Source organism: Thalassobaculum litoreum DSM 18839 (genome assembly GCF_900102465.1).
Taxonomy (GTDB): domain Bacteria; phylum Pseudomonadota; class Alphaproteobacteria; order Thalassobaculales; family Thalassobaculaceae; genus Thalassobaculum; species Thalassobaculum litoreum.
In genome coordinates, this window is the sequence record NZ_FNBW01000003.1 from 90,561 (window position 1) to 104,212 (window position 13,652).

14 protein-coding genes are annotated in these 13,652 nt (G+C 69.2%); 5 read left to right on the top strand and 9 right to left on the bottom strand.

Translation table 11 applies throughout. The annotated features are described in order from the left end of the window. Positions 1-27: 27 nt before the first annotated feature. The 4 genes from cobU to BLS34_RS05615 all read right to left on the bottom strand — a co-directional run bounded on the left by cobU (position 28) and on the right by BLS34_RS05615 (position 3,982). A complete protein-coding gene (gene cobU, locus BLS34_RS05600) occupies positions 28-540 on the bottom strand; it encodes a bifunctional adenosylcobinamide kinase/adenosylcobinamide-phosphate guanylyltransferase (RefSeq protein WP_093148803.1) in 513 nt (170 codons plus the stop codon). Beyond that, entirely contained in the window at positions 540-1,697 is a 1,158-nt protein-coding gene (locus tag BLS34_RS05605) for an acetyl-CoA acetyltransferase (RefSeq protein WP_093148804.1), read from the bottom strand. The genes cobU and BLS34_RS05605 overlap by 1 nt, the downstream gene beginning before the upstream one ends. Then, a complete protein-coding gene (locus BLS34_RS05610; protein WP_028795635.1) occupies positions 1,694-2,092 on the bottom strand; it encodes a Zn-ribbon domain-containing OB-fold protein in 399 nt (132 codons plus the stop codon). The genes BLS34_RS05605 and BLS34_RS05610 overlap by 4 nt, the downstream gene beginning before the upstream one ends. A 345-nt stretch (positions 2,093-2,437) precedes the next feature. After that, entirely contained in the window at positions 2,438-3,982 is a 1,545-nt protein-coding gene (locus tag BLS34_RS05615; protein ID WP_093148806.1) for a gamma-glutamyltransferase family protein, read from the bottom strand. 164 nt (positions 3,983-4,146) lie between these two features. On the opposite strand from BLS34_RS05615, the gene BLS34_RS05620 reads away from it, so the two are divergent. Continuing rightward, positions 4,147-5,145: a 2-hydroxyacid dehydrogenase gene (locus BLS34_RS05620; protein WP_093148808.1), complete on the top strand. Its 999-nt coding sequence runs from the start codon at positions 4,147-4,149 to the stop codon at positions 5,143-5,145. Positions 5,146-5,214: 69 nt separating this feature from the next. Here the strand turns inward: BLS34_RS05620 and BLS34_RS05625 are convergent, their stop codons facing one another. The 3 genes from BLS34_RS05625 to BLS34_RS05635 are packed head-to-tail and all read right to left on the bottom strand — an operon-like array spanning position 5,215 to position 7,400. Then, positions 5,215-5,976 carry a sulfite exporter TauE/SafE family protein gene (locus BLS34_RS05625; RefSeq protein ID WP_093148809.1) on the bottom strand — a complete coding sequence of 254 codons (762 nt, stop codon included), beginning with the start codon at positions 5,974-5,976 and terminating at the stop codon, positions 5,215-5,217. Positions 5,977-5,997: 21 nt separating this feature from the next. Then, a complete protein-coding gene (locus BLS34_RS05630; RefSeq protein WP_028795632.1) occupies positions 5,998-6,639 on the bottom strand; it encodes a pseudaminic acid biosynthesis-associated methylase in 642 nt (213 codons plus the stop codon). After that, complete coding sequence (locus BLS34_RS05635; protein WP_028795631.1) at positions 6,636-7,400, bottom strand: cytidylyltransferase domain-containing protein; 765 nt, start codon at positions 7,398-7,400, stop codon at positions 6,636-6,638. Before BLS34_RS05635 ends, BLS34_RS05630 begins: the two co-directional genes overlap by 4 nt. Positions 7,401-7,487: 87 nt before the next feature. On the opposite strand from BLS34_RS05635, the gene BLS34_RS05640 reads away from it, so the two are divergent. Then, on the top strand, positions 7,488-7,952 hold the full coding sequence (locus BLS34_RS05640; protein ID WP_051245021.1) for a GNAT family N-acetyltransferase: 465 nt from the start codon (positions 7,488-7,490) through the stop codon (positions 7,950-7,952). Here BLS34_RS05640 and BLS34_RS05645 read toward each other — a convergent pair. Beyond that, entirely contained in the window at positions 7,934-9,040 is a 1,107-nt protein-coding gene (locus BLS34_RS05645) for a PseG/SpsG family protein (protein ID WP_139189114.1), read from the bottom strand. The two genes, BLS34_RS05640 and BLS34_RS05645, sit on opposite strands and share 19 nt — an antisense overlap. A gap of 29 nt (positions 9,041-9,069) precedes the next feature. Between BLS34_RS05645 and pseI the strand changes: the two genes are divergently transcribed. Both pseI and BLS34_RS05655 read left to right on the top strand, forming a co-directional pair. Next, positions 9,070-10,134: a pseudaminic acid synthase gene (pseI, locus tag BLS34_RS05650; protein ID WP_093148813.1), complete on the top strand. Its 1,065-nt coding sequence runs from the start codon at positions 9,070-9,072 to the stop codon at positions 10,132-10,134. 1 nt (position 10,135) lies between these two features. Beyond that, entirely contained in the window at positions 10,136-11,944 is a 1,809-nt protein-coding gene (locus BLS34_RS05655) for a tetratricopeptide repeat protein (protein WP_093148816.1), read from the top strand. Here the strand turns inward: BLS34_RS05655 and BLS34_RS05660 are convergent. Continuing rightward, on the bottom strand, positions 11,935-12,876 hold the full coding sequence (locus BLS34_RS05660) for a DMT family transporter (protein WP_169400885.1): 942 nt from the start codon (positions 12,874-12,876) through the stop codon (positions 11,935-11,937). The genes BLS34_RS05655 and BLS34_RS05660 overlap by 10 nt on opposite strands. A 107-nt stretch (positions 12,877-12,983) precedes the next feature. Between BLS34_RS05660 and BLS34_RS05665 the strand changes: the two genes are divergently transcribed. Then, complete coding sequence (locus tag BLS34_RS05665; RefSeq protein WP_093148818.1) at positions 12,984-13,652, top strand: DUF2848 domain-containing protein; 669 nt, start codon at positions 12,984-12,986, stop codon at positions 13,650-13,652.

Sequence of the window (13,652 nt, forward strand, 5' to 3'; positions counted from 1 at the left end):
GGCAAGGGGGTGTTGCTGGGTGCAGGGTCAGCCCTTCACCGTCATCGGTATTCCCGCAACCACCAGTTCCACCCGTGCCGCGTGCTCCGCCACCCGCTGGTGCAGCCGGCCGGCGTGGTCGCGGAAGTCGCGGGCCATCTTGTGCTCCGGGACGATGCCGAAGCCGACCTCGTTGGAGACCAGGATTGCCGGACCCGTAGGCGCCGCGCACCACGCCAGGAACTCTGCCGTCGCCGCCTCCAGGTCCCGGCCATGCACCATCAGATTGGTCAGCCAGGTGGTCAGGCACTCCACCAGCACCATCCGGCCCGGCCGGGCTTCGCCGGCCAGGGCGGCGGCGAGGGCAAGCGGCTCCTCCACCGTTGTCCAGCCATGGGCCGCCCGGTCCTCCCGGTGCTTGGCGATGCGCGCGGCCATATCGGCATCCATCGGCTCGGCGGTGGCGAGATAGATCCCCTCCAGCCCCGTCTCCCTGGCGAGCGCCTCGGCCCGGCGCGACTTGCCGGACCGGGCACCGCCCAGGATCAGGGTCAGTGTCATTACAGCGCCGCCGCGGTGCCGAGCAGGGCGGTGGATTCATGGGCGAACATGCCGCCATTGCCATGGGCGAGCCCGATGGTGGCGCCGTCGATCTGCCGTTCGCCGCATTCGCCGCGCAACTGCCGCACCGCCTCGATGGTGGTGAAGATGCCGAGCATGCCCGGATGGGTGCAGGACAGCCCGCCGCCATAGGTGTTGAACGGCAGCGCCCCGCCCGGCCGCAGCCGCCCGTCGCCGACGAAGTCTCCCCCCTCGCCCTTGGGACAGAAGCCCAGATCCTCCAGCAGCATGACCGCGTTGATGGTGAAGGCGTCGTAGACCTGCACCACGTCCACATCGGCCGGGGTGAGGCCGGCCATCGTGAACGCCTCGCGCCCGCTCTGCACGGCGGCGGTGGTGGTGAGCGACGGCATCATCGAGTACTGGCGGTGGGTATGCCCGCCGGCGCAGCCAAGCAGGTAGACGGGGGTCTTCTTCAGGTCCTTCGCCCGGTCGGCCCGGGTCATGACGATGGCGCCGCCGCCGTCGGTCACCAGGCAGCAGTCGCGCACGGTCAGCGGGTCGCAGACCATGCGGGAGGAGAGCACATCGTCCACGCTCAGCGGATCGCGCATGAAGGCTTCGTCGTTCATTCCGGCCCACATCCGCGCGGCGACGGCGACCTCGGCGAGCTGTTCGCGGGTGGTGCCGTAGTCGTGCATGTGACGGGCCGCCGACATGGCGTATCCGGCGATCGGCGCGCGCAGGTCGTAGGGCTTCTCGTATGGCAGGTTCTCCGCCCCGGACGGCGAATGCAGCTTGCCCGACGCGGTGCGCTGGTTCGAGCCGTAGACGATCAGCGCCACGTCGCAGAGCCCGTTCTCCAGCGCCAGGGCGGCGTGCAGCATCTGGATGACGGCGGAGGAGCCGCCGACGATGGTGGCCTCGGAGAAGCGCGGCTCGATGCCGAGATACTCGCCGTAGGTCAGGGCCGGGAACACCGAATGCATGGAGACGGCGAACAGCCCGTCCACGTCCTTCAGACTCAGCCCGGCGTCGGCCAGGGCGGCGCGGGCGGCGTCGGCGGCGATCTCCATGTGGCTGTAGCCGGGGGCCTCGCCCAGATGGGCGGTGGCGGCACCGACGATGGCGGCCTTGCCGCGATGGGACCAGGTCATGCCGAGGCTCCTTCAGCGGGATCGAACACCACGACCGTCTGGCCGTCCTGCTTGGCGAGGCGGGCGGCGACCGGCATGCCGATGGCGACCTCGGTCGGCTCCATGCCTTCCACCCGGCTCATCATCCGCACGCCCTCGTCCAGATCGACGAGGCAGACATTATAGTCGCCGCCGCTTTCCGGCCGCCGGCGGATGACGGTGGTGGAATGCACGGTCCCCTTGCCGCTCGGCGCCACCCAGTCGAGGTCTTCGCCGTCACAGGACGGGCACATGACACGCGGCTGGAAGATGTGGGTGTTGCAGGAGGCGCAGCGCTGGATCCGCCAGTCCCCGGCCTCCAGATAGGCGAAATAGGTGGCGTCGGGGCCGCCGGGGGCGGGCTTGGCGTCGGGCATGTGCGGGTTCCTCCTGTGCGTCCGTTTTTCTTCAGTTCTTTCGTCTCCCCGGCCTTGCGCAGAGGCCTAGGGTCGGTGCCACTGGAGCGCCGGGCAATTTGCCTCCGTCGCTCCAGCAAGCGTTTGCCTCGGTCCCGGCGCAGGGCCGGGAAGACCGTTCCGTGTAGGGGGCAGCGGTTTCGTCCGCTATCCCCAATTCTCCGTTCCTTTCCGTCTCCCCGGCCTCGTGCCGGGGCCCAGGGTCGGTGCCACTGGAGCGCCGGGCGATTTGCCTCCGTCGCGCCAGCAGGCGTTTGTCTCGGCCCCGGCGCAGGGCCGGGAAGACGGGTCAAGGACGCTGGAGACCTACACAACCCGCCCCTGCGCCCGCGCGCGGGGATCGCCGACCGCCACCGCCATGCCGTCCGCGTCGACCGAGATCGTCTGGCAGACCGCCATCATCGGGTCGCGCACCGGGTTCACAGACAGAGTCAGGCCCAGTTCCCCGGCCACCGCACGGGCGGTGTCGGCGATGTCCGGGTCGCACATCATGCTGTCCTCTTCCGCATGCACGCGCGCCTCGCGCACCGCCTTCTCCAGCGGAATGTCGCGGCCGAGATGGTGGAACAGGATCTGCATCAGGGCGGTGACGATGCGGGTCGCCCCCGAGGCGCCGATCGCCATTGCCGCCCGGTTCCCCTCGAACAGCAGGGTCGGCATCATCGACGACGCCGGCCGTTTGCCGCCGACCACCGAGTTCGCGCTGCCCTCCCAGGCGTGGAACAGCCGCATCTGGTTGTTCAGCAGGATCCCCGTGCCCGGCACCACCACCGCGGAGTGGTTGTTGTTGGAGAAGGTGATGCAGGCGGCGTTGCCGATGGCGTCCATGGCGCAGAGGCTCGTGGTCTCCGTACTCTCGCCGCCCGGCGCGATGGGCGAGGGCACGAAGGCGGGATCGCCCAGCCCGCGGCGTCGGGCGTTGAACATTGCCAGCATGGCCTCGGCCAACGCCTTGGTGCGGCCGTGCGCGTCCTCCGGGACGCCCGCGGCGTCCAGGGCGGCGAGGCCCTTGGCGACCATGAAGCCGGTCGAGGGCGGCCCCATGGTGGCAATCCGGCGGCCCCGGTACTGCCCGCCGGCGGCCGGCCGGCGCACCACGTGGTAGCTGGCGAGATCGTCGGCGGTGAGGAAGCCGCCATGGGCCTCCATCTCGGCGACGATCTTGGCCCCGAGTTCGCCCTCGTAGAGCGCGCGCGGCCCTTCATCGGCGATCAGCTCCAGGCTCGCGCCGTAATCCGACATGTCCATGCGGTCGCCGGCCTGGAACAGGCCGCCGTCCGGCTTGAGCAGCATCGCCGCCGTGGCCGGCATGTAGGACAGCATGTCCTTGCTGCGCGACATCCGCAGCGCGGCCTTGGGCGCCACGTCGAAGCCGTCATAGGCGAGGCGGATCGCCGGCGCCATCACCGACTTCAGCGGCATCCGCCCGAAGGTGTCGAGCGCCCGGCAAAGGCCGGCGGCCGCCCCGGGTACCGCGACCGAGCGGTGGCCGATCTCGTTGGCCTTGTCCTTGACCAGGATGGTGTAGTCACCCAACGGATTGACCGACTGGAACAGCTCGTACTTGGCGTTGACCGGGGCGGTGCCCATGAAGTCGAAGGTGGTCGTGGTCTTGGTCCGCGCATGATGTACGGTCATGAACCCGCCGGCCCCCAGGCCGCTGTCCAGCGGCTCGACCACGCCCATGGCGAAGGCGGTGGCGATCACCGCGTCGATGGCGTTGCCGCCGCGCTCCAGGATCTCCACACCGGCCTCGGCCGCGTCGGGATTGCCGCAGGCCACCGCCCCCAGCTTCATGGGCGCGCGTTCGTAACCGACCCAATCGGCGTTCGGGTCAAATCCGTCAGGCATGCGGGAATCCTCCAGAAAAAGGGCGGCATCCGGCGCCTAGGGTGGTGCGCGGAGCCGGCAAAGGCTAGACAAAGCCGCCCCGCATACACAAGCTCCCTTCCGCCGTGCCTACCGGGGCGCCCGTCCGTCCCGTTCCGTTCTGCAAACTCCAGTCGAGGTCCATCGTGAGCGAAGCGCCCACCGTTCTGCTGACCGGCAAGAACTCGATCCGCCGCGCCGATTTTCTGGCCGAAAATACCGAGTCCCATCTGCGTTTCGTCTGCTGCGACATGGCGGAGGAGCCGGAGCGCCTGCAGGAGCTGCTGCCGGAGGCGGACGTGATCGTCGGCGGCGGCCGGGGGCTGAAATTCCCGGCGACCAACCGTCTGAAGCTCTTTCAGATCCCGTTCACCGGCTACGACTGGATCACCCCGCCGGAGCTGCCCAAGGGCGTGCTGTTCTGCAACACCCACGAGCACGAGACCACCATCGCCGAGCATATCCTGGCCGGCATGCTGGAATTCCAGACCGGGCTGATGCGCGACACCCATCCGATGATGGTGGCGAAATCCTATAACGGCCGCTCGATCTCCGCCGGGCCGATGCATCGCGAGATGCGCGGCTGCACCGTGGGCATCGTCGGCTACGGCCATATCGGCCGCGAGGTCGCCCGGCGCTGCAAGGCGTTCGACATGAAAGTGCTGGCGGTCAGCCGCACCGTCCGGGACGAGGGCGACCTGGTCGACGCCTACTGGACGGTGGATGACGGGCTCGACCGGCTGTGCGCGGAGAGCGATTTCGTGATCGTCTGCGCGCCGCTGGACGACGTGACCCGCGGCATGATCGGCGCGGCCCAGTTCAAGGCCATGAAGCCGGACGCGGTGATCAGCAATGTCGGCCGCGGCGAGGTGATCGACGAGGCCGCCCTGTACGAGGCGCTGTCCTCGAAGCGCATTCGCGGCGGCATCATCGACGTCTGGTACGTCTATCCCTCGAAGGACGACCCGAACCCCTGGCCGTCGAAGTTTCCGTTCCAGAAGCTGGATAACGTGATCCTGTCGCCGCACAACTCGGCCTGGACCGAGCCGATGACCACCCGGCGCTGGCTGTTCGTGGCCAAGCAGCTCGACCGGTTTGTCACCGGCGAGCCGCTGGAGAACGTCTGCTTCGAGGGCGAGGGGTAAGCCACTTCCGTTTCCCCCGACTGTCATCCCGAAACAAGTTCGGGATGACGGGTCAGAAGGGGCGGACATTCACCCCCACACCGCCTTGCGGATCAGGTTGGCGCCCATCAGGGCCATGGCGATGAACACCGCCTGGCGGAAACGGGCCTGGGGCAGGTGGGCGCGGATGCGGGTGCCGATCGCCATCGCCGCCAGCGCCGCCACCAGCGCCACCGCCGACAGCGGCAGGGTCTCCACGGTGATCCCGCCATTGGCCCAGATGGCCACCACCCAGACCAGCCCGGTCAGGAAGAACGACAGCCCCACCCCCTGCACATATTCGTCACGGGTCAGGTTCAGGCTGGCGAGATAGACCGCGATCACGATCCCCTGGCTACCGGTCATCCCGCCGATGACGCCGGAGACGAGGCCGACGGGCACCGACAGGGCGAGTTCCCGGCGTTGCGGGATCACCGGCATGCCGCCAAGCACCTGCATTCCGGCATTGGCGATCAGCAGGCAGCCCAGCGCGATCTGCATCCATTTCGGATCGACCGAGAACAGGATCTCGGTGCCGATCCACAGACCCACCGCCGCCGCTGCGTTCAGCAGGCCGAACCGCTTCGCCAGGGTGCCCACGGCGCCGACCTGGATGATCTGCCACAGGTTGGAGATCAGCAGCGGGATGATCAGGATGCCGATGGCCGTGCGCAGGCTGACCACATTGGCCAGGATGGCCATGGCGATGGTCGGCAGGCCGAGGCCGATGATGCCCTTGACCCCGCCGCCGACGGCAAAGGCGAAGGCGACGAGCAGTGCCAGCGACAGCTCGGGAAGCGGGAGATCGGGCATGATGTGTCCGGCGCCGTGGGTTCAGGCGCCGGCCTTTTCGCCAGTTTTTTCCATCAGGAACCAGGTGACGTCGTCGGCCGGGAAGGCCGGATCGCGATGGTACTGGAAACCGTAATCCACCAGCCGCAGGTCGGGGAAGCGGTCCATCATCTCGCCGGCGAAATCGCGCTTGAACAATCGGTCCTGGTGGCCCCGGTACGGGATCGCGGCGGGACTGGGGTTGTAGTATTCCGACAGCAGGATCAGCCGGGACGACGCGGCGTAGAGGTTGTCGTACACGGTCGGCAGGGCGTCCGGATTGATGTGGATGAGCACGCCGGAGCAGAAGGCGAGCTCGCTGACCTCGACCGGGTGTTTCTCCAGGATCGAGCCGTGATGCACCGCCACGCCGGGCAGCGTGCGCAGCACCTCCACCGCCTTTGCGTTGATCTCGATGGCCGACAGCGCGATCTGCGGCAGCAGGTGGCGCAGGGCGACCAGGTTGATGCCGACATTGGGACCGAACTCCACCGCCGAGGCCACGCCTCCGGCCCGCTTCAGGGCGTTGGAGAACAGATGGGTGCGCGAGGCCAGCAGGGAGGCCCCCTGGTTGCGATCGACATAGTCGTCGCCGAACGCGCCGCTCCAGAACGCCTCCTGTTCGGTGCGCCAGCTCGTCGTCATGTCGATCCTCCCGAGATCCTGTCCTCGTAGCGCCGCTGCTTCTGCCCGACGCCGGCGTTCAGTGTGCGCCAATCCGGGTGCGCGTCCAGCAGCGCGATAACGTCGCGCCAGCCGAAGCCGGGATTTTCCGGCAGCAGCGCCTCCAGTATCCGCACCAGCAGCTCGTAGTCGGACCGCTCGTCCAGGGTCCAGCGATAGCCGCTGAGATCGAGGGCGGAGGGGTAGCGGGCGATGCGGAACCGCTCCGGCTGGCGGTAGAGGAACGGCATCACGTGCTCGCGGTCGTAGGAGTCGCCCGCCTCTTCGTTGGCGAGGCGCAGGGCGGCCATGGAGGCGACCTCGACGTCGAGCCCGATCGGCCAGGTGCGCGGGAAGCTGTTGGTGGCGTAGTCCGCCGGCGGGTCGCTGTCGCGGAAGGTGCCGACCACCGCGTCGATCAGGGCGGGATCGGTCAGCGGGCAGTCGCCGGTGAGCCGCACGACGGTCTCGGCGCCGACACTCTCCGCCGCGCCCACGAAGCGGTCGAGCACGTCCGGCTCCGAGCCGCGGAACACGGCCACACCCTCGGCCTCGGCCAGGGCGGCCACCGGGTCGTCATCGGCGTTCGTGGTGGTGGCGATGCAGACCGTGCCGACCGTTGTCGCCCGCCGCACCCGGTCGATCTGGTGGGCCAGCATCGGTCGCCCCGCCGCCGGCAACAGCACCTTGCCCGGCAGGCGGGTGGAGGTCATGCGGGCCTGAATCACGGCGGCAACGGTCACGGCATCTCCCAAGGGCGGTCTCGGTGGCGGAACTGACGGTAGCATGCCGCCGTCGCCCCGGCGCCGAATAGCGGTTAGGCTGGAAGCATGACCGATGCCTCCGACATCACGCTGCGCCCCATTACCTCGGAAGATTCAGAGGATCTGCTGGCCTGGCGCAACGATCCGCTGACCCGGGCCAATTCCCGCAACGGCGACGCCGTCACCCAGCAGGAGCACGCCGCCTGGCTGTCGCGGGTGCTCGACGACCCGAATCGGCAGGTTTGGATCGGCCTGGAGGACGAGGAGACGGTCGGCACCACCTCCGCGGTGCGGCACGAGGATGGAGCGGTGGAGATCTCCGTCACCGTCGCCCCCGAGGCAAGGGGCCGGCGGCGCGGCGCCGCTCTCGTGGCGGCGGCTGTGGAGGAGGCGCAGTCGCTCTGGCCCGACGCACCGATCCGGGCGGCGATCAAGCAAGACAATCAGGCGAGCCGGAAGGCGTTCGAGGCCTGTGGCTTCGAACAGGTGGCGGAGCGGGACGGTCTTCTTGACTATGAATTGCCGCGCTGATCCGGCAGCAGGCCGGCGATGGTGGCGGCGACCCGGTCCGCTCCCAGCCCGTCGACCAGGGTGCGGGCGTTTTCGGCCAGCTTGCTGCGGCGTTCCGGATCGAGCGCCAAGGCGGTGACGGTCTCTACCAGCACGGCGGGATCCAGATCCTCCAGCGGTCCGATATCGACCGCCGCTCCCGTCCTGGCCAGCGCGGCGGCGGGCCCGACCTCGCTCTCGTTCTGGGCGCCGATGATCATCGGCACCCCCAGCACCGCCATCTCCAGTACGGTGGATCCGGCGGCCGAGACGGCAAGGTCGACCGACCCGAGCAGACCCGCCATGTCGCGCACATCGTGGCGGACATCGATGCGGACCGGCAGCAGCGCGGCGCGGCGCTCCAGGTCGGGCAGGGCCGGGTTGGCGGCACCCACGACCAGGATCACCTCCGGCTCGCCCGCAATCCTCTCCGCCGCCGCCGCCACGGCGTCCAGGGCGAGGGCGCTGTATCCCTTGGGGTCGGCACCGCCCATCAGGACCAGCAGGCGGGACGCGAAGTCCGGCATGGGGCGGGGCTCGGCGCCGGTCGGTCGGAACTCCCGGCGCAGCAGTCCCCAGCCAGGGCCGAGACAGAGCCGGGCATCGGACTTGCCGGCATAGAGCCGATGGGAGGCGTGCAGGTTCTGGTTCACCACCAGCGCGCCGGGATAGGCCGGGCGATGGCCCATGTCGTCGATGATCGCCAGCGGCAGCCCCGCTGCGACCACTGCCGCCATATCCGAGTCGGTAATCTCCAGCCCGTCGACCACCACGGCGGCTGCGTCGTCCACCAGATCCTGCGGCGGCCAGCGGTCGTGCAGCACGACCTCCGCCCCCTCGGCGTGGTAGCGTTCGGCAATGGCGGGCGGCACGGCGGTGCAGGCCAGCCGCACGGTGCCGCCGAAGCCGATCCAGCTCTGGGCGAGCGCCAGGCAGCGCATCACATGGCCCATGCCGATCCGGCCGTCCGCGTCCGCGCGGATCACCAGCCGCTCGCCCTTCAGGGAGGCGACGGTCGGTGCTGCTTCATTTGCGGCGGCGGGGAGAGTATCGTCTGGCGGCCGAATCACTGGAACTGCCCGGTCGGAGGACGCGTTGGGTGCAAGGCGAGTTTAGCATAGCCGGACGGCCGGTCGGTCCCGACCACCCGCCGTATATCGTCGCGGAGATGTCGGGCAACCACAACGGCGACATCAACCGCGCTTTCCGCATTCTCGAAGCGGCCAAGGCCGCCGGCGCGGATGCGGTGAAGCTGCAGACCTACACCGCCGACACCATCACCCTCGACCATGACGGACCCGAGTTCCTGATCCATGGCGGGCTGTGGGACGGCCGCCGCCTGCACGAGCTGTACGAGGAGGCCCATACCCCCTGGGACTGGCACGGCCCGATCTTCGACAAGGCGCGCGCGCTGGGGATCACCGTGTTCTCCACCCCGTTCGATCCGACCGCCATCGACCTGCTGGAGAGCCTGGGCGCGCCGGCCTACAAGATCGCCTCCCAGGAGCTAGTAGATCTGCCGCTGATCCGGTTGGTGGCGGCGACCGGCAAGCCGATGATCCTGTCCACCGGCATGGGCAGCCTGGAAGAGATCCGCGAGGCGGTCGACGCCGCGCGCGACGCCGGGGCCGAGCAGATCGTCGTGCTGCACTGCGTCAGCGCCTATCCGGCCCCGGCGGACGAGACCAACCTGCGCACCATCGCCGATCTGGCCGACAAGCTGGGCGTGGTCACCGGCCTGTCCGACCACACCATGGACACCACCATCGCCACCCTGTCGGTCGCCATGGGCGCCTGCCTGATCGAGAAGCATGTCACCCTGGCCCGGGCCGATGGCGGCGTGGACAGCGCCTTCTCCCTGGAGCCGGACGAACTGGCCCGGCTGGTGCGCGACACCCGCATGGCCCATGCCGCACTGGGCGCGCCGGCCTACCGGCCGACCAGGTCGGAGGAGGCGGGGCTGAAGTTCCGCCGCTCGCTCTATGTCGTGGAAGACGTTCCCGCCGGTGCCGAACTGACGGCCCGGAACATCCGGTCCATCCGACCCAGCAACGGCCTGGCGCCGAAGCATTACGAGACCGTACTCGGCCGCCGGGCGACCCGCGACCTGACCCGGGGCGAGCCGCTGAGCGCCGACATGGTCGAGGGCGGCATCGACGCCTGATATGGAAACACCGCAACAGATCCTGGAGCGCGCCACCGCCCTCCACCTGGCCGGACATCTGGAGCAGGCCATCCTGCTCTACGCCCATCTGCTCAAGTCCAATCCGAAGCATCCGGACCTGCTGTACCGGCTCGGGATGGCGCTGCATCAGAGCGGGCGGGCGGAGGCCGCCGCGCAGATGATCACCGGCGCCGCCGAGGCCCGGCCGCAGGAAGCCTCCTACCGGCACGCGCTCGGGGTGGTGCTGCACGGACTGGGACGCCATGACGAGGCCGTCCTGGCCTACGAGGCCGCCCTGGCGCGCGATCCGCTGCTGTCCGACACCCTGGCCAGTCTGGGGGGAATCCTGGCCACGGGCGAGCGCCGGGCCGAAGGCGTGGCGATGCTGCGTCGGGCGGCCGTCCTGGCCCCGGCGAGCGACGAGGCCTGGACGCGGCTCGGCAACCACCTGCAGGCGGTCTCCGACCTGAAGGCCTGCGAGTCCGCCCGGCACCGGGCGCTGATCGCCGCACCCGCCAAGGCCGACCGCTGGGTGTCCCATGCCCTCGGCCTGATGGAGATCGAGCAGGGCGATGCGGCGATGCGCGCCTTCCGCGCCGCCGCGGTGATTCTTCCCGGCCACCACGATGCCTACAACCATCTGGCCTGGCTGCAGGTCGGCCGGTTGAGGATCGCCGAGGCCCGCACCGGCTTCCGGAGGGCCCGCACCCTGCAGCCCGACCTGGCCTCCGCCTATGCCGGCCTGTCGGAAGCGGCGTTCGCCGCCGGCGCGCCGGACGAGGCTGTGCGCTGGATGCGGGAAGCCCTCACGGTGTCGCCGGGACAGCCGCATTATCGCTTCCGGCTGGGCATCCAGCTGCTTGCGATCGGCGAGATGGCCGCGGGCTGGGACGGCTACAGCCAGTTGCGTCAAAAGCCGAGTGCCGTGCGGCGCGATCCGTCCATCCGACTGTGGAACGGCATCCCGTCGAAGGACACCACCCTGCTGATCGCCGCCGACCAGGGTGTGGGTGACGAGCTGCTGCATGCCTGTTGCATCGACGATGCCGCCCGCGACGTGGGCCGGGTGGTGATCGAGTGCGATCAGCGGATCCAGGAACTGATGCGCCGCAGCTTCCCCGATGCCTATGTCCACGCCTATCACCGCGTCGGCGACCGCAACGCGCCCGAGCATCTGTACGACTGGGTGCCGCCCGACTACCGGCCCGACGCCTATGCCGACGGCGCGCTGCTGCTGTCGCGCTACCGGGGCACCGTCGCCCAGGCCGATGCGGCCGCGCGGCCGTGGCTGAAGGCCGATCCCGACCGGGTGGCGGAGATGCGCGAGCGGCTGGCGGCCCTCGGTGACGGGCCGAAGATCGGCGTGGCCTGGCGCAGCCGGCGGCTGACCACCTTCCGCCTGCCGCATTACCCGGGCCTGGGGCCGTTCGAGGAGGTGCTGAAGGTCGGCGGCGCCCGGTTCGTCTCCCTGCAATACGGCATCGGCTGGCGCGAGGAGCTGACGGCGTCCGGCGCCAATGTCAGCCTGATCGACGGGCTCGACACCACCAACGACATGGACGGCGTGTTCGCCCTGGTCGAGGCGCTGGACCTTGTGATCTGCCCGTCCAGTACGGTCGGCTGGATCGCGGCGGCTCTCGGCAAGCCGGTGTGGCTGCTCTACAACACGCCGGTCTTCCTGGAATACGGCACGGACCGGTTCCCCGGCTTCCCGACCGTGCGCAGCTTCCGCAAGACCCAGGTTGAACCCTGGCGGCCGCTGATGGCGCAGGTCGGGCAGGCCCTCGCCGACTCTCTCGATCAGGCCTGATTGGGCGAGGGGGGCGCCGTCGGCTTCCTGCCGCGCAGGGTCTCCCGATAGGTGATGTAGAGCCCGCTGGAGATGATGATTCCGCCGCCGACGAAGGTCCAGATGTCGGGGAAGGTGCCGAACACGAAGAAGCTGAGGATGATCGCCATCACGAGCTGGCCGTAGTTGAACGGCGCCAGCACCGAGGCCTCGCCGTACTGGAACGCCCGGATCACGAAATAATGGCCGAGCCCGCCGATGAAGCCGAGCAGGGCGAACAGCCCGGCATCGAGGACGGAGACCGGCGTCACCCAGTAGAACGGCAGGGCGATGGAGGAGATCACCGCCCCGACCACGGCGATGTAGGTGATCGAGGTCTCCGGCGAATCGGCGGCGGAGAACTTGCGGGTGTAGATCTGGTAGGTGGCGTAGCAGAGCGCCGTGCCCAGGACCAGGAACATGGCCCAGTGGGTCTCGCCGCCGCCCGGCCGGATGATGATCAGCGCACCGGCGAAGCCGACCGCCACCGCGGTCCAGCGCCGGATGCCCACCGCCTCGCCGAGGAACGGGGCGGCCAGTGCCGTGACGATCAGCGGCGAGGTGAAGTTGATGGCGCTCGCCACCGGCACCTCGATGAAGCGCAGGGCGGTGAAGAAGCAGACCGTCGCCACGAACATCAGCACCGAGCGGATGATGTGGATGCCCGGCCTGCTCGCCTTGAACAGGGACAGCCCGCGGCGCGGCATGAACATCAGAACGACGAAGACCAGATGTCCGGTATAGCGTGCCCAGACCACCTGCACCGTGTGGTAGTCGCCGGACAGGAATTTGGCCGCGACGTTCATGAACGGCAGCAGGTTGATCGCCAGCAGCATGAACAGCACCGCGCGCAGGGTGTCCTGCGACGGGTTCCGGGCGGGCGCGGCGGCGGTGGTCGGGGGTACGCTTGACATGGCGGCAGGGTAGATCACCCGTCCGCGCCGACACATCCCCTTATCCGGATCTTCCGCGATGCCCAGACGGCAGCTATCGTCCCCGCGCATTCAAACGGGAGGCATGCATGGGAGCCCAGATACTGCGGTTCGAAACCCCGGACGGTCCGGTCGAGGTGGCGGTGACAGACTGCGTCGTCGCCGGCTGGACCGGTCGCGACAAGGCGGCGATCGACCATCACATCGAGGAACTGGCCGAGATCGGCGTGCCGGGACCGAGCACGGTGCCGCTGTATTACCGCTGCGCGGTGGAGCAGCTCATCCAGAGCGACCATGTTCAGGTGATCGGCGGTGACAGCTCCGGCGAGGTCGAGCCGGTGCTGGTGGCGACCGAGAGCGGCCTGTACCTGACCGTCGGCTCCGACCATACCGACCGCAAGGTGGAGACCTACTCCATCGCCGTCTCCAAGCAGATGTGTCCCAAGGTGCTGGGCAGCACCGCCTGGCCGGTCTCGCTGGACGACGATCTGGACGCGCTGGTGCTGGAGGCGACGGCGACGATCAAGGGGGCGGAGGAGCCGTATCAGACCGGCACGTTCGCCCTGATCCGGCCGCTGAAGGACCTGGTGGACGGTTATGGCGGGCTGAAGCCCGGCACCGTCATGCTGTGCGGCACCGTGCCGGTCACCGGCGGCATCCGACCGGCCGACCGCCTGGCGATCTCCATCACCGACCCGGCGAACGGCCGCAGCTTGGCCCATGCCTATGACATCGAAACCCTGCCCGTGGTGAGCTGA